This window comes from Sphingorhabdus sp. YGSMI21 (assembly GCF_002776575.1).
GTDB lineage: Bacteria > Pseudomonadota > Alphaproteobacteria > Sphingomonadales > Sphingomonadaceae > Parasphingorhabdus.
Window position 1 is genome coordinate 903944 of the sequence record NZ_CP022548.1, and the last position, 19535, is coordinate 923478.

The window sequence follows — 19535 nt, forward strand, 5'->3', positions numbered from 1 at the left end:
CGATCTATCCGCCAGGCTATCAGAACTCGAACCGTCCCTTGATCAGGAAGGTGCGCGGCGGGTTCAAATAGCTGTAATTGGCCAGAGCGGACTCGACCGCCTCTTCGTCGAGGCAATTGGAACATTCGGCCGACAGCGCCCAGCCCGTATCACTCCGCAGCACGATATTGGCGTTAACGATCCAGCGGCTGTCGCTGAACGAGCCGGTGATGAAATCGCCGCCGAACGGGTTGGAGTCGAAGACGGTTCCGGTGGAACTGGTAATTGAGCCGCTGAACAGGCTGAACTGGCTGGTGCCGACTTCGCTCTTGTCACGCCAGCTGGCATTGACCGACGGGATGAGCGACAGGCCACCGCCGAGCTCGGCCTCGTAGCTGCCGCCGATCGCCAGATTGAATTTCGGCGTTCGCACCGGCTCTGCCAGACTGCCGTCCGGCGCCACGATACCGACACCGCAATTGGACGCTTCGGTGGCGCCGCCGCTTGGCACAAGTCCGGCTGCCAGCTGCGCCAGGCAACTTGCCTGCTGGCTGGCGACGGAAGAAACGCCATAGGCGTCGAGCAGGGGCGCATTGGCATCAATCTTATACTTGTCGTCCTGATAGCCGAAGGACGCGAACAGGTTCAGACCGTCCACCGGAGCCGCATTGATTTCCAGTTCGATGCCTTTATTCTCGTAATCGGCAAAATTGCGGGTGATGAACGCAATCGAGCCATCGGCTCTGGTAAAGGCAGCCGGCGTCTGCAGATCGGAAACGTCGAGATAATAAGCCGTCAGATTGAGCCGCAAGCGGTTGTCGAGCAATTCCGTCTTGAATCCCGCCTCATAGTTCCAGGCGGTCTCCGGTCCGAATGGCAAGAGCTCGCTTGGCGCGGTGCCGCGCGCGTTCCAGCCGCCCGACTTGAAGCCGCGCGTCGCCGAAACGAACAAGAGCAGATCGTCGCTCGGCTGGTAATTGGCAGCGAATCGGGGAGTCCAGATTTTCGTGGTCTGGCTCTGGGGGATTGCCGCACCATTGGCCGCCGTCAGATTCTGGTCATCGATACAGGTTGCTTCGAGGGTACCGTCGTTGCAGCTGGCCCGGTTGTCACTGATGCTGAACTTCTTGGTTTCGTCGGTATAGCGAATGCCCGCGGTCAGCTTGATCTGGTCGGTGACATTGAGGTCGCCCTGCAAATAACCGGCATAGGCCGTGGTCGAATTGCGCAATGTGCGGTCCGCAAGAATCAGCGGGAAGCCGTCCGGTGGCGGAGCGAATGGCAGGCTGATCGAGAAGAGGTCACCAAAATCGCTGTAATTATCCTCTTCAAAATAATAGACCCCGCCGACCAGATCGAGCAGCCCGTCTCCCAACGAGGCATTCACCTTGATTTCCTGGGTGAACTGGGAAAACTCGCCTTCATTGGCGATGGTGAAACCGCCAAACGTATAACCCAGCACGTCCGGTACCGGATTTGAAAGGCTTGGCAGGCCCCGGCCATCGGCAAAGTCCAGCGCATAATCCTGAGCGGTGTAGACATAGCCGGTGATGATGTTGACCGAGATATCCTCGCCGCTGCCGATTTCCAGATTGGACGAGATGAAATCCATGTCGGTTTTATTGCCGAGTCCGAAATCATTCTTCTTGCCGGTAAACAGGCCACCGAAATTGCCATCCTTGGTATAGCCGGTGGTGACAAAGCGCCCATCGCAATTGGACGGATCCGCCGGGTCGCAATCGAAATTCAGGATATTCGCGCCCTCGGTATTGATGTGCATGTAGGAACCGGTCCAGCGGGCCGTGTCGGAAAGCTCGCCACGAAAGCCGAGACGAACGCCCCAGCCATCACTTTCATTCACCCGTTCACCGGTTGTCGTATTCTGGGCATAGCCCTCATCCTGCTGGTAATATCCGGAAACCTTGACCGCGAAACTGTCCGCCAGCGGAATGTCGAGAGAGGCTCTCGCCATATATTTTTCATAGCTGCCATAGCCCGCCTCGACAAATCCGGCGAATTCATTGCCGGGTTCCTTGAGAAAGACATTGACCGCGCCACCCGTGGTGTTGCGGCCAAAGAGCGTGCCCTGCGGGCCGCGCAAGACTTCCAGACGCTGGACGTCGAACAGCGACAGATTATTGGCATTTTGGCGGCTGATATAGATATCGTCGACATAGGTGCCAATCGACGGATCAAAGGTCGGGATCGTTTCGCTATTGCCGATCCCCCGCAGATAATAGGAGTTTGCCGAACCCAGACCGGTATTGTTCAAGCCGACCAGATTAGGAACAAATTGCGCCATTTCCAGCGCATTGGACACCCCTCGGCGGAGCAATTCCTCCTCGTCGAAGGCGCTGATCGAAATCGGTATGCTCTGGACACTTTCCTCGCGGCGCTGAGCGGTCACCACGATAACGCCGAGACCGCCTTGTTCGGCCGACTCGTCTTCGCTGGCAGTTTGCGCGAGCGCCGGAACAGAAGTTCCCAATGTGGCTAGCGCGACTGAGGCAAGCAGTAAATTTTTCACAATATCATTCTCCCGGAGCGTTCCCATTTGTCCGGACAAATCTACATAGTGTATACAGTTTGGCAAGATATTGATTCGTTCGCCTTTCATTTGAGCGATTATCTGTGGCAAAAAGAGCGCATAAGGGAATAATATTATGGATTTCACCACCGTCAGTTTTTACCAACTTCTTGTATTTGTACACATAATCCTGTTTGTTCTATGGTTGGGGGCCGATGTCGGGGTGTTCATGCTCGGACAACATTTCCGCAAACGGCAAAAATATGACCTGCCACAGCGGCTGATATTGCTGCAGCTGCTCGTCAATCTCGACATGGTGCCGCGCACCGCCTGGGCGCTGATGGTGCCGCTGACATTGACCATGGTCGATGCCGGTGGCTGGTGGGATTTGCCGGTCTGGGCGCTGGTCGTGGCGTGGGCCGTCGGCGGCTTCTGGCTCTGGCTGGTCTGGGATGCGCACCGCCATGACCAGACCGAACGCGCCACCCGCGATCGCAAAATAGAGAAGCCGCTGACCGTCGGCCTGACGGTTTTCTACATCGGTCTCGGACTGGTTTCCCTGACCCAGGGCGCCCCGCTTGCGCCGGTCTGGCTGGCAACCAAGGCGCTGATGTTCGGCCTGATATTTGCTGCGGCAATAATGATCGACGTGGCCTTCAAGCCGGTCGGTCCACAGCTGGGAAAACTGATCGCCGAAGGATCGTCCGACGAAACCGAAATCCCGCTGCTCCACACGATGGACCGGACGCGAATCTGGGTGTGGGTCGTTTACCTGCTACTGGTGGCGACGGCCTTTCTCGGCAACATCAAGCCATTTTGACCGGAATGAGCAGTGACGGAAAAAAGAAAGGCCGGTCCCCCGACCGGCCTTTCAGCGAGACAGAATCTGCCCCGGATCTATTTGCCTTCGGCCTTTGCCGCCCGCTCGGCGTCGATCATTTCCTTGAACACGGTCCAGGTCGTTTCATTGGGCCGCGGATCGTCACCGGGAGGAGGCGCCGTATATTCGGGATGGTTCAGCGCGATCTCGTCCTTGATCACCTTGGGCAGGTCATCATAGCTTTTCAGCTTGGCACCCATTGCGTTGAAGACCATCTGTCCTTGCCGGCCGCGCATTTTCATCCACGGCATCCAGTCGGATATCCGGACCCAGCTGATCGTCGGATAAGCAGTCGGGTTCTTCGTATCGAGTATTTCGTCGGCCAGCATGGCAAAGTCGAAAATCTCCATGGCGTGATATTTGTTGCCGACATACTCCTGATAATCGCCGGCCAGAACATTGTGATAGAAGAGCGGCACTTCCATCGGCAGGAACAGCCATTTGCCCTGCCGGTGCATGGTCGGGAGCGCATAAGGCTTGCCATCTGCGGAATAGGGATAGCTTGGATGGCCATTCACCGGATCATTGGCGATCTGCATGACATTGACCGTTTCCCCGCTCCACGGATTGTCCCAGGTGCGGAGAACCTCGTTGGTTTCCGGATCGAGATAGAACATGACTTCGCGGCTGACCTGGCGATAGCCGACTCCGCGTTTCGGATCTTCGACGCGGACACATTGGCGTATATTCATGCCTTCGCCATTGAACAAATGGCGGTCCGGTTCGCCGGCCACGCGGGAATAGACTTTGCCCGACCAATAATAGACCGCCGGCACGCCGTCGGCTTCCCCGCATTGGGTACGCTTCATGATCTCGAGCGCATCTTCCGGCACATTGGCGTCCAGAGTGCGCGCAAGAGCAGGGGTTACAGAGGATGTAGCGGCGACCACCGCCAACGCAATACCGAGTTTAAAAACAGATTTCATAGATAGCTCTCCCGAAGTGAATGAGATGAAATAATTTCACTTTCCGGTTGACTTTATATTTGTCCGGACAAATTGGGAAGGGACAATATCGTATTTTTAGACATTGGATGACATGATCAGCTTCACCAACTTTCTCTTTGTTCCGGCAAACCGTCCCGAACGCTACGCAAAGGCAGCGGCCAGCGGCGCCGACATGATCTGCATCGACCTGGAAGATTCGGTGCCTGCCGGCGAAAAAGACGCGGCGCGTCAATCCGTGCTGACAGCGCTGGCCGATCTCGATCGGGAAAAGACCGCCGTCCGGATCAATGGCCTGAACACCGTCGACGGTCTTGCGGACCTGCTGGCATTGCGGAATGCCGATCATTGTCCCGCGCTGCTGTTCGTTCCGATGGTCGAGAGCGCAGGCGAAATTGAAATCGCCCATAATATTCTCGGCGACAAGGTCGACGGACTGGTTCCCCTGATCGAAACGGTCAAGGGGCTGCGGGTCGGCGACGCGATCGCAGCCAGCAAGGGCGTGACCGCAATGATGTTCGGCGGTGGAGACTTTTCCGCAGAGCTGGGAACGAAGCTGGAGTGGGAGCCGCTGCTCGCCGCGCGGGGTGCATTCATCATGTGCTGTGCATCAGCGCAGATCGGCGCGATCGATGTCCCCTATATCGACATGTCGAACGAAGAGGGGCTGGCCGAGGAATGCGCCCGCGCCAAAGCGATGGGCTTTCACGCCAAGGCCGCGATCCATCCCAAGCAGCTCGCGGCGATCCAGACCGCAATGCGCGCAAGCGATGCAGAGATCGCCGAAGCAACCGAAGCGCTTGCGGCCTACGAACAGGCCGGCGGCAAGGCAATCAATCACAATGGCCGGATGCTGGAAGCGCCGGTCATGCAAAGATACCGGCGGATCGTCGAATCCGCCCGGTTCAATTCAAATATGGATGAAGGAAAATAGATATGCGTGATGGAGTTATTGAAGTCAGTCCGGGACGTTTCCGCGAGACATTTGGCCGCTATTTCGAGGATTTTGCCGTTGGTCATATCTACGAGCATCGCCCCGGCCGGACGATTACCGACACCGACAACGTGCATTTCACGCTGCTTACAATGAACACCCACCCGGCGCATTTCGATTATGAATTCGCCAAGAAGACCGAGTTCAAGAAACCGCTGGTCTGCTCGCCGCTGACGGTCGCGCTGATGGTCGGAATGAGCGTTTCGGACACCAGCCAGAAGGCGGTGGCCAATCTTGGCTGGGACAAGATCCGTCTCACCCATCCTCTGTTCCCGGGCGACACGCTTTATGCAGAGAGCGAAGTGCTCGACAAGCGCGAGTCCTCCTCGCGCCCCGAGCAAGGCATTGTCACGGTCAAGACGATCGGCAAGAACCAGGATGGCGATGTGGTTTGCACATTCGAACGCACCATGCTGATCTGGAAGCGCGGTTTCGGCGGCGCAGACGACTAGAACAGGCAATAAGGGAGCGTGAATATGGCGAGTGCCGTGAATATGAACCAGATCAGGACGATAGACCCCGACGACGAACGCGCCTTCATGGATGCGATTGAGAAATGGGTCGAAGGTGAAGTCAAGCCAGTGGTGATGGAACATGACCATGGAGACATCTGGCCCGAGAAACTGGTCGTCCAGATGGCGGAAATGGGACTGTTTGGTGCGACCATCGGCGAAGAATATGGCGGCCTGGGTCTGCCCGCGACCACCTATGCGAAAATCATCGCATATGTTTCGTCCTACTGGATGGCGATCACCGGAATCGTGAACTCGCATCTGATCATGGCCGCGGCAGTCGAACGGTTCGGTACCGAGGAGCAAAAGTCGAAATGGCTGCCGAAATTCGCCAGCGGGGAAATCCGCGGCGGGCTGGCCCTCACCGAGCCCAACGCCGGCACCGACCTGCAGGCCATCCGGACGGTCGCGACGCGGGACGGAGACGATTATGTCATCAATGGCACCAAGACCTGGATTTCCAACGGGATCAAGGGCGAGTGCTTTGCCCTGCTGGTCAAGACCAATCCCAAGGCGGAACCGCGCTATCAGGGCATGAGCCTGATGATCGCGCCGAAGGGCGAAGGCTTCACCGTCGGCAAGAAATTCGACAAGCTGGGATATAAGGCGATCGACAGCGCCGAATTGATGTTCGACAATTATCGCATCCCGGCAGAAAACCTGATCGGTGGCGTCGAAGGCCAGGGCTTTTTCCAGGCAACCGGCGGTCTCGAACTGGGCCGGATCAACGTGGCGGCGCGCGGCGTCGGCCTCGCCGACGGAGCGCTGCGGCTGGCAACCGAATATGCCCAGCTGCGCGAAACCATGGGCAAGCCGATCTGCGAGCATCAGGCGATCCAGTTGAAGCTCGGGGAAATGGTTACCCGCGCCCGCGCTGCACGGCTGCTGACGCTGGACGCTGCGAAAATCTATGATCGTGGAGAACGGTGCGATATGGAAGCCGGCATGGCGAAATATTTCGCATCCGAGGCCGCGGTCAGAAATTCCGAAGAAGGCCTGCGCATCCATGGCGGCTATGGCTATTCGAAAGAATATGACATTGAACGCTATTATCGCGATTCCATCCTGATGTGTATTGGCGAGGGAACCAACGAAATGCAGCGGATGATTATCTCGAAACAATGGGTAAAAAGGAATCCGGCTTGATGGGATTTGAACGTCCGGGATATTCTCGCCGAAATCAGCAATTTTCAGGAGCGTCCGGCGGGTGCCGGATCGAAATATCTTCATGAGCGTAAAACAACCTCTCAAAGGCTTTCGTGTCCTCTCGGCCGAGCAATATGGTGCGGGCCCCTATGGCACGATGTTTCTTGCCCAGCTCGGCGCCGACGTCATCAAGATCGAACCGCCCAGGGGCGGCGACACGGCACGGCACGTCGGCCCGCATTGGTTGCGCGAGCAGGAAAGCCTCTATTTCCAGAGCTTCAATCTCAACAAGCGCTCGCTCACTCTGGATCTTCGTTCGGACGAGGGCATCGAAATCCTGCACAAGCTGGTCGGCAATTCGCATGTCATGGCGAATAATTTGCGCGGCGATGTGCCGGCGAAAATCGGCCTCGACTACGAGGCCCTCAAGACAGTCAATCCAGCCATCGTCTGCGCCCATGTCTCGGCTTATGGTCGCGACAACGAACGGGCAAAATGGCCGGGCTATGATTATCTGATGCAGGCCGAGGCCGGTTTCTGCGCCTTGACCGGGGAACCCGACGGACCGCCGGTCCGCTTCGGCCTGTCGATGGTCGACTTCATGTCCGGCACGCAAATGGCGGTCGGCCTGCTCGCCGCCCTGCTCGATGCCCAGCGGTCGGGCGAGGGTTGCGACGTCGATGTCGACCTGCTTTCCGCTGCCATCCACCAGACCAGCTATCCGGCGCTCTGGTATATGAATGAGGGCGATGTGACCACGCGCGCACCCCGTGGCGCCCATCCCTCGGCCACGCCGAGCCAGATGTTCAAGGCTGCTGACGGTTGGATGTTCGTGATGGCGCAACTGCCGAAATTCTGGACGATATTGTGCGAACGCATCGGCCAGCAGGCTCTGATGACCGATCCCCGCTTCGATACACCGGCCAATCGCCTGACCAATCGCACCGAATTGTCAGCCGTGCTGGACGGGATTTTCTCGACCCGGCCGATCGCGCACTGGATGGAGCTGCTGCAAGGGGAAATGCCGGTCTCGCCGGTATATGAACTCGATCAGGCGCTGGACAATCCCTGGCTCGAAACCATCGGCATGCGCGACACCATCAGCCATCCCGACAAGCCGGAAATGGATGTCCTGTCCAGCCCGATCAAGCTGAACGGCCAGCGTCTGCCGAACAGGGCGGGGCCCCTGCTGGGTGCGGACAATGACAGTATATTGGGCGAAATCGGCTATGATCCAGATGCCATTGCCGCGCTTCGTGCCGGCGGGGTGATCTGATCCGATGGGAAAATTGTCCGGCATAAATGTTGTTGATCTGTCGCTGTTCCTGCCCGGTCCGATGCTGTCGATGATGATGGCCGACCATGGTGCAGAGGTTATCAAGGTCGAGCCGCCGACCGGCGACCCGGCGAGGGAAATGGCTCCGGTCGAAGCGGGCCAGTCGGTCTGGTTTCGCAATCTCAATCGCGGCAAGCAGGCGCTGGCCCTTGATCTGAAATCCGACGAAGGCCGCGAGCGGCTATGGGCCCTGCTCGCCGAAGCCGATGTGATGATCGAGGGTTTTCGCCCCGGCGTGATGAAACGTCTGGGGTTCGATTATGACGCGGTTGCCGCCCGGAACCCCGGGATTGTCTATTGTTCGATTTCCGCCTTTGGCCAGGAAGGCGAGATGGCGCATCATCCCGCGCATGATCTGGCGGTCCAGGCCCTGTCGGGCTTCCTGTCGGTCAACGACGGTCCCGACGGCATGCCGGTTGTACCGGGCGTACCCTCCGCGGATATGGCAGCCGGGCTCAATGGGCTGTCCGCCGTGCTAATGGCGCTGATCGGTCGCGAGCAGAGCGGACGTGGCGATTATGTCGATATTGCCATGTATGACTCGATGCTGCCGTGGTGCGCCCATATTGCCGGCAGCGCCATACAAGGCGGAACATCGCCGAAATCACAGACGCAACGGTCGCTAGGCGGAGCCGCTTTCTACAATGTCTACCAGACCATGGATGGAAAGCATGTCGTTCTCGGTGCCCGCGAAATCAAATTCGCGAAAGTGCTGCTGACCGCTCTCGACCGGCTCGATCTGCTGCCGCTGGCGGAGCGGGAAGCCGGAGAAGCGCAACGGCCGCTGATCGATTTCCTGCGCCAGACCTTTGCCACGAAGAGCCGCGATCAATGGGTAGAATGGTTTGCCGACAAGGATGTCGCATTTTCCCCCGTGCTCGATTTCCGCGAGGCGCTGGACCAGGATTTTGTAAAGGAAAAGGGGTTGCTCGTCGAAGCCGATGGCTGGCACCAGATCGGTCCTTCTTTCCGTTTCAAGTCGGAAGAGGAATGGCAGGCTTCCGACGCACCGGAACTGCGCAAATGAATCTTTCAGTCCACCTCGATATGCATGGCATAGGCAAAGCGTTCGCCGGGGTGGTAGCTGGCCGAAATTTCGAACAAGCGGCCATTCTCGTCGAAAAAACAGCGCAGGATACGCAGGATAGGATCCCCTTCCTCAAGCCCGAGATCCGCAGCGAATTTCTTGGTCGCCGCGATCGCCTGGATATCCTGGGTCACCCGGCTGACCGTGACCTGGGCATATTCCTCGATCTGGCCAAAGAGCGTCGCTCCGTTGGCGTCAATCCTGTCAACGGCATCGGCAAGGTCGGGATTGATCCAGGCAACGGTTACCGCGATCGGGCGTTTGCGCCCCGGCTTCAGTCGCTTGCCATGGAAGACAAACCATTTGTGCTTCGGCGTGATGCCAATCTGTTCGGCAATCTTGACCGGAATTTCCTGCGCCGGCAGCCGCTCAAAACTGATCGTCGTATCGCGCGCATATTGCATGATCTCGCCGACGTTGCTCAGCGGCTGGTGAAGAGCGCCCGCCCGCGCGGTCGCCGGTTGAACGATCGTCCCCGATCCGCGCTTGCGGGAAATCAGTCCCTCGGACATGAGCTTGCGCAAGGCCTCGCGGACCGTGAACCTGCTGACATCAAATTTCTTGCAAAGTACCGATTCGGTTGGGAAATCTCCGGGATCGGGATAATCGCCGCGCAGCACTTCCTCGCGCAACTCGTCGGCAAGCTCGAGATAGCGCGGCTTCTTTTTGCTGGGAGTTTCAGATTTCTGTCCGGACATGGACTTGTCTTAAGACGGGTGACGGCATGACGCAAGAGAGCCTGACCGAGAAACTCGCAACCCATTTGATGCGACCTGTCGACGAAGCGACAAGACAGCGGGCAAGATTGCATTTGCTCGACTGGCTGGGTTGCGTTGCAGGCGCGCGGCGGAGTCGGGTTGCCGAGTGTGTCATCTCGCAAGGGATAGAAACATATGCTCTCGCCACCGCGTCCTGGCTCGGCAATGTCATGGAGATGGATGATGTCCATCGCGCATCAATCTTGCACCCTGGACCAGTGATCTGGCCATGCATTCTGCACAATGACGCAGATGATTTCGACCATATGCTCGATGCCGCGATAATCGGATACGAAGCTGTAATTACGGTTGGGGAAACTTTCGACGACGCACATTACGGTTTTTACCACAACACCGCGACGGCTGGCGTTTTCGGGGCAACGGCAGCCTTTTGGCCATTCCCGGACGATGACCATGATCAGAAGCAGACCGAAGACAATTTGCAAAAGCTCGTCTCCGCGTTCGGTCTGGCGGGAACCTCGAGTTCCGGACTGTGGCAAATGCGACACGAAGATAGCGATGCGAAACAATGGCATATCGCCCGGGCCGTCAAGACGGGTCTGGATGCTTCTGTTGTCGCGTTCAAGGGCATAAAGGGGCCGCGCTTCATATTGGAAGGACCACAAGGTCTCTACGCCGCCACCTGCAAAAATCCCAAGCCGATGACCTTCCCCGACCAATGGCGGATTCACGAGGTCAGCTTCAAGCCCTGGGGCGCCTGTCGCCATGCCCATCCGGCGATTGACGCCGCGCTGGAACTCAAGGCCAGGCTCGGCGCGCTGGAGGAAGAAATACTGGTCGAAACCTATGCCGATGCAGTCGCCTTTTGCGATCGGCCGGATCCGCAGACGGTCCATGACGCCAAATTCTCGATCCAGCACGCGGTGGCCATCGTCGCCACAAGAGATGTGCCGCAGCTCGCCGATTTCGAGCCGGAAGCGATAGCCGCGCTGGCCGATGCCCGGGGCCGGGTCACCGTGTCCGAAGCATCGGATATCACCAGCCGCTATCCCGAACATTATGGTGCGCGGATCCATTGCGCCGGCGAGACGGTCGAGCTGGTCGATACGCGAGGCGATCCGGAACGGCCGCTGTCAAAAGACGGCATAGTCGAAAAGGCGCGCGCGCTGATCGCCTGGGGAGGATTGCCCGAAGCGGAAGCGGACCGCGCGGTTGATCTGGCGCTCAACGGTAAAGACGCAGGAGCAATAAACCGGATGCTGACGGACTGGCTGTCATGAGCGCGACCGGGAAAATCATCGCCTTTGCGGCAGCCGACCATGGCTTGCCGGACTCCGCGAGAACAGCAGCGCTCCATTTTCTGAGCGATACATTGGCCGGCGGCGCGGCCGGTGCTGCTGCCGATGAAGCACGCGCCATGCTCGGCGCCGTCATCGGCTGGGGAACCGGCGGGGAAGCGCGGCTGCTGGGTTCGGGCGACCGTCTGCCCACGCCTTCGGCGGCCTGGTTCAACGGCTTTGCCATTCATTGCCTCGAGTGGGACGCGGTGCACGAACCGGCGGTGGTCCACGCACTTTCGGTGGTGACTGCCGCCTTGCTTGCTTCGGCGGACCGACTGCAAGGCTGTGATCCGGAAGATTTTCTCACGGCGCTCGCGGTGGGTGTCGATATCGCCAGCGGGCTAGGCATTGCCGCGACCGGTGCGATGCAGTTTTTCCGGCCCGCCACCGCCGGGGTGATCGGCGCGGCGCTGGCCGTGGCCCGTCTGGAATCTATGCCGGCAGAACGGTTCCCGGACATTCTCGGGCTCGCCTATTCGCAGGCCGCAGGCACGATGCAGGCGCATGTCGAAGCATCCGTCGCCCTGCCCCTGCAGATCGCCAATGCATCACGCGCCGCCATCACAGCCGTTGATCTGGCGAAAGCCGGCATGGACGGACCACATGATGCGCTGGAAGGCCCGTTCGGTTATTTCGCCTTGTTCGAGCCCGGTGATCTGGCGTGCTATACGGACACTATCGGCAGCAGCTGGCAGATCGAGAATGTCAGCGTGAAGCCCTTTCCGTCGGGCCGGGCCAGCCATGGCATATTGGGTGCGCTCGACGTCATGCTGCGCGCGGGCGCGCTGGATCCATCGCAGGTTGTCGCCGTCGACGTCGCGGCGCCGCCGCTGATCCACCGTCTGGTCGGACGCCCCTACAGAACGGACATGAGCCCCAGCTATGCGCGACTGTGCCTGCCGTTCCTGGTGCCGCTGATGCTGCGCGACCGGATCATTGATCCGCGCTGTTTCACACCAGCAGAATTTGCCAATCCCGATCTGGTGAAACTGGGTGGAAAAGTGGTGGTGCGGATTGACGAGAATCCCGACCATAATGCGCTGGCGCCGCAACGCCTGACCATCGGCCTGGCCGACGGCAGCGCAGTCGAGCAGATCATCACCAATAATCTGGGCAGCCCCGAGTCACCCATGTCCGAAGCGCAAACGCAGTCCAAGCGTGATCTGGCCCGCAGCCTCGCCAACCCCGGCCACGACCCCCGAATTTTTGACGATCCTCTAGCCTATGTGACGGAGCCCCGATGACCTTTCCGACCTATTTTGAAGCTTTCGACGCCAAACAGATGCTCGACCAATATCCGGTCGGCGATGCCTTTGTCAGCCGCTACACAAGCATGTCCCGCGACGAGCTCCACGCGATCCAGAACAGGCAGTTTCTGAAGCTGATGCAGCGCGGATGGCAGATTCCCTTTTACCAGCGGCTGTGGGGCGCGCAGGGAATCGAGCCGGGCGATATTCAGGGTCTGGCCGACATCACCAAATTGCCGGTCTATGACAAGTCCGACCTGATGGCCTCGGTCAACGACTACCCGCCTTATGGCGATTTCGACGGGCGTGGCAATAATCCCGTCATTTTCCACACGACCAGCGGCACGACAGGACGGCCGCAGCCGCTGATGTTCGGCCCCAAGGGTCGCGAAGTCACCAATCTGCTGGTCGGGCGGATGTATCGCTGGATGGGCCTGGGTCGCGACGATGTGGTCCAGTCGGTCTACGGCCACGGGATGATCAACGGCGGCCATTATATCCGCGAGGCGGTGACCCATTTCACCAATTCCCTTTTCCTGAGCGCTGGGACCGGCATCGAGACGCGGTCGATCAACCAGGTCAATCTGATGGCCGACTTCGGCGTCACCTGCATGGTCGGCTTTGTCGACTATGTCCGCAAGCTGGCGGATGTCGCGGAAGCGGAGCAACTGTTCGACCGGATCAATCTGAAAATGATCATCGGCCATCTCGGTACCGAGGACCGGGCGTCGACCGAGGCCGCCTGGCACGGCGCAAAGGCCTATGACTGGTACGGGGTCGGCGACACCGGCAGCATCGCCGGCGAAGGCCCGGATCGCGACGGCCTCTATGTCTGGGAAGATGCGCAATATCTGGAACTGCTCGACATTGACGATGGCACGCCCGTCGCGCCGGGCGAAACCGGCGACATGGTCGTGACCTGCCTGTTCAAGGATGACATCGCGCCCTGTATCCGCTTCAACACCCACGATATTACCGAAGAACGGACCGACAGCAATGCAACCGGCATGGTGTTCAAGCGGATATCCGGGTTCAAGGGCCGCAGCGACAATATGGTGAAGCTGCGCGGGATCAACATTTTCCCCCATGCGGTCGGCTCGATCATCGAGAATCGCGACGATCTGACCGGCGAATATGTCTGCTATGTGACCCGCGATGAAAAGGGCCGGGACGAGATGAAAGTGGTGCTCGAAAGCCGCGGCGGCTCCGACCCGTCGCAGCTTTCCGAACTGCTGCGCAAGGGTATCGGTATCGATGTGGCGATCGAACTGGTCGGCGTCGGCGGCACCGCGGCAGCGAGCCAGATCGACGTCCGGCAAAAGCCGATCCGGCTGATCGACGAGCGGGGGCTGTGAACTGACCGATGATCCGGTGGAATGATCTTGAGGCAGCCAATGCGCGATTGAACGCATTTGTCGATTTCGACGACAGCGCGACGTTCGGGGCCGGGCCGCTGGATGGCATGACCATCGGGATCAAGGCCAATATCGCGGTCAAAGATCTGCCATGGACCGGCGGCATCGGCGCCTATCGGGACCGCATTGCAACCCGCGACGCCGATGCGGTGGCTCGGCTGCGGGCGGCGGGCGCGGCGATTATCGGTACGCTCAACATGGAAGAGGCGGCGCTGGGCGCCAAGACCGACAATATCTTTTTCGGTGCGACGCAGAATCCGCACCATATCGGTTATACGCCCGGCGGATCTTCCGGTGGCAGCGCGGCGGCGGTTGCTGCCGGCCTCTGCGACGTGGCGCTGGGTACCGACACCATGGGATCGGTGCGGATACCGGCGGCCTATTGCGGGATCTATGGCCTCAAGCCGACCCGTGGCGCGATCAGCCAGGACGGGCTGGAGATTGCCGAAGCGACGCTCGACAGCATCGGGCCAATGGCGCGATCATTGGAAGACTTGGAAGCATGTTCGCGCGTCTTGATGGACTGGAAACCAGAACAAGTCATTGATAACATTGCATTGTTGGAAAATCTCGGCGATGTCGACTGCGAACCCGCGGTGTTGGAAAGCCATGTCAGGGCGTGCAGCGCTCTGGGCGCTTCGGAAAGCTTTTCCCTGCCTTATCCGCTCACCCGCATCCGCTACGCAGGGTTCATCCTGACCTCGCTCGCGCTCGCCGGGACGCTCGGCGGACTGATCGAATCGGGTACGGCAGAAATATCCGACGGTCTCAAATTTCTCCTGACCTTCGGCCCGAACCGCAGCGCGGTCGATCTGGCCGAAGACCGCCGGATCCTGGCCGAGGTCAGCGAGGCTGTGAACGCAGTCGTCACGCAGCATGGCGCGATCCTGTTGCCGACTGCGCCACAGGCGGCCTTCAGCCACGCTGGCAAAGCCCCCGCCAATCAGGCGGATTTCACCTGCCTTGCCAATATCGCCGGTCTGCCGGCGATCAGCATTCCGGCAGGCTGCAACGAGGACGGCCTGCCCGTCGGCGTCCAGCTTATCGGAGCAGCAGGAAACGAGGCCGGTCTGCTGAACCTCGCCGGAAAGCTCGACGACCAAATGTCGGCCTATCGCCAACCGCCCCTATTTTACGGAAGATGAAAGAGAGAAAGACCATGCGCATCATTGTCATATTCAACCTGAAACAGGGCGTCAGTGCCGCCGATTATGAAAATTGGGCAAAGACCGCCGATATTCCGGGCGTGAACAAACTCGGTTCGGTCGATGGTTTCACGGTTCACAAGGCCACCGGCCTGTTCGGATCGGATGAAGCATCACCCTATCAATATATCGAAATACTCGACATCAAGGATATGGACGGTTTCGTCGCCGACATCTCGACCGAGCAGTTCCAGGCGATGGCCGCGCCATTCCAGAAATTCGCCGACAATCCACAATTCATTCTGACCGAGGATCTCTGATGTCCGGCCGTTATGCAGGAAAAACCGTTGTCGTCACCGGCTCCGGCAAACAGAAAGGGCTCGGGCAAGGCATATTGCAGCGCTTTGCCGATGAGGGCGCCAATTGCGTTGTCTCCGATCTGGCCATCGGCGAGGAGGAAGAGGCTGTCGCAGAGGAACTGCGCGGACGGGGAGTCAGGGTTGCGACGATTGCCTGCGATGTCAGCGACGCTGCGCAATGCCAGACGCTGGTCGATCAGGCGGTCAAAGCCTTTGGCTCGGTCGATATTTTCGTCAACAATGCGGGGATCGGCTTCATGATGAAACCGCTGCTGGACGTCGACCCGGCGGACTGGGCGACGGTCATCGGGGTCAATCTGTCCGGTGCCTTTTATTGCACACAGGCTGCGGCCAAGGCGATGGTCAGGGCCGGCAAGGGCGGGCGCATCATCAATATCGCCAGTCAGGCGGCAAAGACCGCGTTCCCGCATCTGCCCGCCTATGTCAGCTCCAAACATGGCATGGTCGGCCTGACCAGAGCCAGCGCTGTGGAACTCGGCGCGCACGGCATCACCGTCAACGCGGTTTGCCCCAATCATGTGACGACCGGTCTGGGTGCCCAGCAGAATGAATATTTCTCCAAGCTGCTCGGGTTCGAGACCGTCGAAGCCTATATCGCCAATATGAGCACGAAAAACCCGATGGGCCGTCCCGGCCTGCCGAGCGACACGGCGGCGGCCTGCGCATGGCTGGCCAGCGATGAAGCTTTTTATGTGACCGGCGAAGCGATCAACGTTTCGGGCGGGGAGGAAATGCACTGATGCAGGAAGAACGCATGGACTGGCCGGATCGCGCGAAAATGGCGCTGAGCATCGTCGTCAATGTCGAGGAAGGCAGCGAGATGACGGTCGCGCGCGGCGATCGCGGGATGGAACCGGTCGACGAACTGGGCATCCATATCAAGTCGCCGATCCGCAACTATGGCAACGAGAGCAATTATCTTTACGGGATCAAGGCCGGCGCGCCGCGGATCGTCAAATTGCTGCGCGATTATGACATCATGGCCAGCTGGACGGTGGCGGCGATGAGTCTGGAAAACTATCCGGAGATTGCGCAGGCGATTGCCGATCTGGGTCACGAACCGGTCAGCCACGGCTATCGCTGGGTGCACCAGTTCAAGATGGACGAGGAGAAGGAGCGCGCGTTCATTCGCAAGGCTGTCGACTCGATCGAGAAAAGCGTCGGCGTGCGCCCCTATGGCTGGCTGTCGCGCTATTTTCACACCGACAATACGCGGCGCCTGTTGATCGAGGAGGGTTTTGCCTATCATATGGATGACTATTCCGGCGATATTCCCTTCTGGGACAAGCAGACCGTGCCCGGCAAGCCGCTGGCCATCGTGCCCTATCAGCTCGACAGCAACGACATGAAGATGTGGACCGATCCGGCGATGACGCCGCAGCAATGGCTCGACTATGCGAAGCATAATTTCGACCAGATCTACCGCGAAGGCGAAGAGGGCAATCCCAAAATGATGTCGCTTGGTCTGCATCTGCGGATCATCGGTCGTCCGGGCCGGATCTGGGCATTCGAGGAATTTCTCAAGCATGTCCGTTCGAAAAAGGATGTCTGGGTAACCAGCCGGCACCAGATTGCCAAGCATCTGGCACAAGTGGATCCGGCATGACCCTGCGGCTCGAGAAAGAGGGCAAGATCGCGCGTCTGCTGATCGACCGCCCGGCCAAGCGCAACGCTTTCACCCAGGACATGTGGGAGCTGTTCCCCGACCTGCTCGCTGACGCTATGGCCGACAGCGCCATCCGGATATTGATGGTCCACGCCAGCACCAGAGACAGCGCCTTTTGTGCCGGCGCGGATATCGGCGAATTCGGCACCGGATCCTCTGATCCGGTCTGGCGCGCCAGAAACCAGGCGGCGATCGGCAAGGTCCAGCATGATCTGGCGCAGGCCCCGAAACCCACCATGGCGGTGATCGACGGGGACTGTATCGGTGGCGGTTGCGGCATCGCCCTGGCCTGCGATCTGCGCATCGCCGGACCAGCGGCCCGTTTCGGCATCACGCCCGCAAAACTGGGTCTGGTCTATCCGCTCCATGACACCAAATTGCTGGTCGATGCGGTCGGGCCTTCGCAAGCCAAGCGCATATTGTTCACCGGGCAGATTCTGCCTGCCGAGGAAGCGCTGCGGATCGGTTTGATAACCCTGCTGGCCGACAATCCCTATGGCGAGGCGATGGCGATGGCAGAGACAATGGCGTCGGTCTCCTCGCACAGCCAGCGGATGAGCAAGCGTGTCATCCAGCGCATATTGGAAGGACAGGCCGACGACGATGCTGAATCGGAAGCGCTGTTCAACGCCGCTTTCGACAGCGACGATTTCAAGGAAGGCGTGAGCGCCTTTCTCGAAAAGAGAAAGCCGGAGTTTTGATATGACCCATCATCTGCAACATGGCGCGATACTGGGCGGTCTGTCCGTCGTGCCTGACCTGGAGGCCGCGCTGCGGGACTATCGCGATATCCTCGGTATGACTCTGGTCGAACAGGGCCCCCTGTCCTCCGGGCTGGCGGAAAGCTGGGGCTGCCCGAAGAGCGCCGGCGCGCCGATGGCGATATTGCAGCCGGTCAGCGGAGCCGACTGTCATCTGCGGCTCGTCGAGCAGCCCGATCATCCCGGGTTCAAACCCACCACGACCTATGGCTGGGCGGCCTTCGAGCTGACGGTGCAGGATGTATTCGGATGGCTGGACCGTCTGACCGGCAGCGGTTTCGATATTGTCGGCCCGCCCAAGGAGCTGGAAGGGCTGCCCTATTTCGTGCCGATGCAGGTGCTGGGGACCGGCCGGGAAATGGTCTATCTCAACGAGGTGCGGGAGAATACGCCGTCTTCCGATCTGCCCCAGGCACAATGCCTGACCGACCATATATTCATCGTCATTCTGGCGACCCCGGATCGGGCCGCAACCGTGCAATGGTATTGCGACAATCTCGATCTGACCGAGGCCGACACCTATACCCTGGCCTACAGTATGATAAACGACGCCTTCGGAAAGCCGGCAGACACATTGTCCGACCTGACGATGGTACAGAAAGACCGCCTGCCGATCGTCGAGGTCGATGATTATCCCGCCGAGGCGAGGGCACGGGCCCGCCATGATGGCATGTTGCCACCGGGCAATGCACTGGTGAGCCTGGCGGTAGAGGATTTCGACCGGATCGAAGCCGAGTGGATCACCCCGCCCCAGGTCCATGAAGCAGCGCCCTATGCCGGACGCCGGTCAGCCACGACCATTGGACAGGCCGGCGAATTGCTGGAGCTGATCGAGATCGGCTAGCGGACCGGCCACAATCATGTCGGGCGATGCGGGCCCGCTTGCCACTGGTCCGGGGTGAACAAGGTGCTGGCAGAGTCCAGCGGCTTGTCCTCGAGGCCGGTGGCGAGCGTGTCGTTCCAGCGGTTGAGGAAGCCGAACATGCTGATCACCGCCATGATCTCGGTCTTCTGCCGATCGTCATAATGAGCGTCCAGCGCCGCAAAATGCCTGTCGGTCGCTGCATTGGGAACCTGTCCGGCGGCAAAGGCGAGATCGAGCGCGGCCCGTTCTGCGGCGCTGAACAGATCGCTGGTCTGATAGTCCCAGACGGCTTTCACCTTTTCCTCGTCAACACCAACGTCCCGCGCCCCGAGCGTGGTGTGCGCCATGCAATAGCGGCATCCGGCAGCCGCGCTTACCACCGCGCCGATCATCCGCTTGAGGCCATTGTCGATCGCGCTCTCCCCGTAGATCACAGAGACCAGACCGCGAAAGGCGGCCAGCAGCTCCGGCCAATGGGCCATGGTCATCACCGAATTCGGCACATAGCCCATCAGATTTTCAGAAAATTTCAGGGCGGCCTGCGTTTCGCCGGGCAGCTCGGCCAGCGACAATGGTCTGATGCGGGTCATTT

Annotated in this window: 19 protein-coding genes; 15 read left to right on the forward strand and 4 right to left on the reverse strand. The window is 59.5% G+C overall.

Annotated features, from left to right (window positions below):
• Window positions 1-19: 19 nt before the first annotated feature.
• Complete coding sequence (locus CHN51_RS04310; RefSeq protein ID WP_100095427.1) at window positions 20-2506, reverse strand: TonB-dependent receptor; 2487 nt, start codon at window positions 2504-2506, stop codon at window positions 20-22.
• 136 nt (window positions 2507-2642) lie between these two features.
• On the opposite strand from CHN51_RS04310, the gene CHN51_RS04315 reads away from it, so the two are divergent.
• Entirely contained in the window at window positions 2643-3326 is a 684-nt protein-coding gene (locus tag CHN51_RS04315) for a hypothetical protein (RefSeq protein WP_100092909.1), read from the forward strand.
• Window positions 3327-3403: 77 nt separating this feature from the next.
• Here the strand turns inward: CHN51_RS04315 and CHN51_RS04320 are convergent, their stop codons facing one another.
• Window positions 3404-4312, reverse strand: a complete 909-nt coding sequence (locus tag CHN51_RS04320) for a DUF1838 family protein (RefSeq protein WP_100092910.1) — start codon at window positions 4310-4312, stop codon at window positions 3404-3406.
• A gap of 112 nt (window positions 4313-4424) precedes the next feature.
• Between CHN51_RS04320 and CHN51_RS04325 the strand changes: the two genes are divergently transcribed.
• From CHN51_RS04325 to CHN51_RS04345, 5 genes are all read left to right on the forward strand, one after another.
• Complete coding sequence (locus CHN51_RS04325; RefSeq protein ID WP_100092911.1) at window positions 4425-5264, forward strand: CoA ester lyase; 840 nt, start codon at window positions 4425-4427, stop codon at window positions 5262-5264.
• A 2-nt stretch (window positions 5265-5266) separates the two neighbouring features.
• Window positions 5267-5776, forward strand: a complete 510-nt coding sequence (locus tag CHN51_RS04330) for a MaoC family dehydratase (RefSeq protein WP_100092912.1) — start codon at window positions 5267-5269, stop codon at window positions 5774-5776.
• Window positions 5777-5800: 24 nt separating this feature from the next.
• The gene (locus tag CHN51_RS04335; RefSeq protein WP_100092913.1) at window positions 5801-6982 is read left to right on the forward strand and encodes an acyl-CoA dehydrogenase family protein; all 1182 of its coding nucleotides are present in this window, start codon (window positions 5801-5803) and stop codon (window positions 6980-6982) included.
• A gap of 82 nt (window positions 6983-7064) precedes the next feature.
• Entirely contained in the window at window positions 7065-8258 is a 1194-nt protein-coding gene (locus CHN51_RS04340; protein WP_100092914.1) for a CoA transferase, read from the forward strand.
• A 4-nt stretch (window positions 8259-8262) separates the two neighbouring features.
• Window positions 8263-9345, forward strand: a complete 1083-nt coding sequence (locus CHN51_RS04345; protein WP_100092915.1) for a CoA transferase — start codon at window positions 8263-8265, stop codon at window positions 9343-9345.
• 5 nt (window positions 9346-9350) lie between these two features.
• Here the strand turns inward: CHN51_RS04345 and CHN51_RS04350 are convergent, their stop codons facing one another.
• Complete coding sequence (locus CHN51_RS04350; RefSeq protein ID WP_100092916.1) at window positions 9351-10103, reverse strand: GntR family transcriptional regulator; 753 nt, start codon at window positions 10101-10103, stop codon at window positions 9351-9353.
• A 26-nt stretch (window positions 10104-10129) separates the two neighbouring features.
• On the opposite strand from CHN51_RS04350, the gene CHN51_RS04355 reads away from it, so the two are divergent.
• From CHN51_RS04355 to CHN51_RS04395, 9 genes are read left to right on the forward strand one after another with little or no spacing between them, the layout of a single operon-like run.
• Window positions 10130-11404 carry an MmgE/PrpD family protein gene (locus CHN51_RS04355; protein ID WP_100092917.1) on the forward strand — a complete coding sequence of 425 codons (1275 nt, stop codon included), beginning with the start codon at window positions 10130-10132 and terminating at the stop codon, window positions 11402-11404.
• Complete coding sequence (locus CHN51_RS04360; RefSeq protein WP_100092918.1) at window positions 11401-12708, forward strand: MmgE/PrpD family protein; 1308 nt, start codon at window positions 11401-11403, stop codon at window positions 12706-12708. The genes CHN51_RS04355 and CHN51_RS04360 overlap by 4 nt, the downstream gene beginning before the upstream one ends.
• Window positions 12705-14066, forward strand: coding sequence for a phenylacetate--CoA ligase family protein (locus CHN51_RS04365; RefSeq protein WP_100092919.1), 1362 nt, complete (start codon window positions 12705-12707; stop codon window positions 14064-14066). The genes CHN51_RS04360 and CHN51_RS04365 overlap by 4 nt, the downstream gene beginning before the upstream one ends.
• A gap of 8 nt (window positions 14067-14074) precedes the next feature.
• Window positions 14075-15271: an amidase gene (locus CHN51_RS04370; protein WP_100092920.1), complete on the forward strand. Its 1197-nt coding sequence runs from the start codon at window positions 14075-14077 to the stop codon at window positions 15269-15271.
• Window positions 15272-15285: 14 nt separating this feature from the next.
• Entirely contained in the window at window positions 15286-15591 is a 306-nt protein-coding gene (locus tag CHN51_RS04375) for an REDY-like protein HapK (protein ID WP_100092921.1), read from the forward strand.
• Window positions 15591-16391: an SDR family NAD(P)-dependent oxidoreductase gene (locus CHN51_RS04380; RefSeq protein WP_100092922.1), complete on the forward strand. Its 801-nt coding sequence runs from the start codon at window positions 15591-15593 to the stop codon at window positions 16389-16391. The genes CHN51_RS04375 and CHN51_RS04380 overlap by 1 nt, the downstream gene beginning before the upstream one ends.
• The gene (locus tag CHN51_RS04385) at window positions 16391-17257 is read left to right on the forward strand and encodes a polysaccharide deacetylase family protein (RefSeq protein WP_100092923.1); all 867 of its coding nucleotides are present in this window, start codon (window positions 16391-16393) and stop codon (window positions 17255-17257) included. Before CHN51_RS04380 ends, CHN51_RS04385 begins: the two co-directional genes overlap by 1 nt.
• Window positions 17254-18018, forward strand: coding sequence for an enoyl-CoA hydratase-related protein (locus CHN51_RS04390; protein ID WP_100092924.1), 765 nt, complete (start codon window positions 17254-17256; stop codon window positions 18016-18018). Before CHN51_RS04385 ends, CHN51_RS04390 begins: the two co-directional genes overlap by 4 nt.
• A 1-nt stretch (window position 18019) precedes the next feature.
• On the forward strand, window positions 18020-18922 hold the full coding sequence (locus tag CHN51_RS04395) for a VOC family protein (protein ID WP_100092925.1): 903 nt from the start codon (window positions 18020-18022) through the stop codon (window positions 18920-18922).
• A gap of 14 nt (window positions 18923-18936) precedes the next feature.
• Here the strand turns inward: CHN51_RS04395 and CHN51_RS04400 are convergent, their stop codons facing one another.
• Window positions 18937-19533, reverse strand: a complete 597-nt coding sequence (locus CHN51_RS04400) for a carboxymuconolactone decarboxylase family protein (protein ID WP_100092926.1) — start codon at window positions 19531-19533, stop codon at window positions 18937-18939.
• Window positions 19534-19535: the final 2 nt, after the last annotated feature.

Excerpts from the sequence above, each read along its gene's own strand:
- CHN51_RS04315 (WP_100092909.1), top strand. The coding sequence starts at position 2,643 with ATGGATTTCACCACCGTCAGTTTTTACCAACTTCTTGTATTTGTACAC.
- CHN51_RS04320 (WP_100092910.1), bottom strand. The coding sequence starts at position 4,312 with ATGAAATCTGTTTTTAAACTCGGTATTGCGTTGGCGGTGGTCGCCGCT.
- CHN51_RS04325 (WP_100092911.1), top strand. The coding sequence starts at position 4,425 with ATGATCAGCTTCACCAACTTTCTCTTTGTTCCGGCAAACCGTCCCGAA.
- CHN51_RS04330 (WP_100092912.1), top strand. The coding sequence starts at position 5,267 with ATGCGTGATGGAGTTATTGAAGTCAGTCCGGGACGTTTCCGCGAGACA.
- CHN51_RS04335 (WP_100092913.1), top strand. The coding sequence starts at position 5,801 with ATGGCGAGTGCCGTGAATATGAACCAGATCAGGACGATAGACCCCGAC.
- CHN51_RS04340 (WP_100092914.1), top strand. The coding sequence starts at position 7,065 with ATGAGCGTAAAACAACCTCTCAAAGGCTTTCGTGTCCTCTCGGCCGAG.
- CHN51_RS04345 (WP_100092915.1), top strand. The coding sequence starts at position 8,263 with ATGGGAAAATTGTCCGGCATAAATGTTGTTGATCTGTCGCTGTTCCTG.
- CHN51_RS04350 (WP_100092916.1), bottom strand. The coding sequence starts at position 10,103 with ATGTCCGGACAGAAATCTGAAACTCCCAGCAAAAAGAAGCCGCGCTAT.
- CHN51_RS04355 (WP_100092917.1), top strand. The coding sequence starts at position 10,130 with ATGACGCAAGAGAGCCTGACCGAGAAACTCGCAACCCATTTGATGCGA.
- CHN51_RS04360 (WP_100092918.1), top strand. The coding sequence starts at position 11,401 with ATGAGCGCGACCGGGAAAATCATCGCCTTTGCGGCAGCCGACCATGGC.
- CHN51_RS04365 (WP_100092919.1), top strand. The coding sequence starts at position 12,705 with ATGACCTTTCCGACCTATTTTGAAGCTTTCGACGCCAAACAGATGCTC.
- CHN51_RS04370 (WP_100092920.1), top strand. The coding sequence starts at position 14,075 with ATGATCCGGTGGAATGATCTTGAGGCAGCCAATGCGCGATTGAACGCA.
- CHN51_RS04375 (WP_100092921.1), top strand. The coding sequence starts at position 15,286 with ATGCGCATCATTGTCATATTCAACCTGAAACAGGGCGTCAGTGCCGCC.
- CHN51_RS04380 (WP_100092922.1), top strand. The coding sequence starts at position 15,591 with ATGTCCGGCCGTTATGCAGGAAAAACCGTTGTCGTCACCGGCTCCGGC.
- CHN51_RS04385 (WP_100092923.1), top strand. The coding sequence starts at position 16,391 with ATGCAGGAAGAACGCATGGACTGGCCGGATCGCGCGAAAATGGCGCTG.
- CHN51_RS04390 (WP_100092924.1), top strand. The coding sequence starts at position 17,254 with ATGACCCTGCGGCTCGAGAAAGAGGGCAAGATCGCGCGTCTGCTGATC.
- CHN51_RS04395 (WP_100092925.1), top strand. The coding sequence starts at position 18,020 with ATGACCCATCATCTGCAACATGGCGCGATACTGGGCGGTCTGTCCGTC.
- CHN51_RS04400 (WP_100092926.1), bottom strand. The coding sequence starts at position 19,533 with ATGACCCGCATCAGACCATTGTCGCTGGCCGAGCTGCCCGGCGAAACG.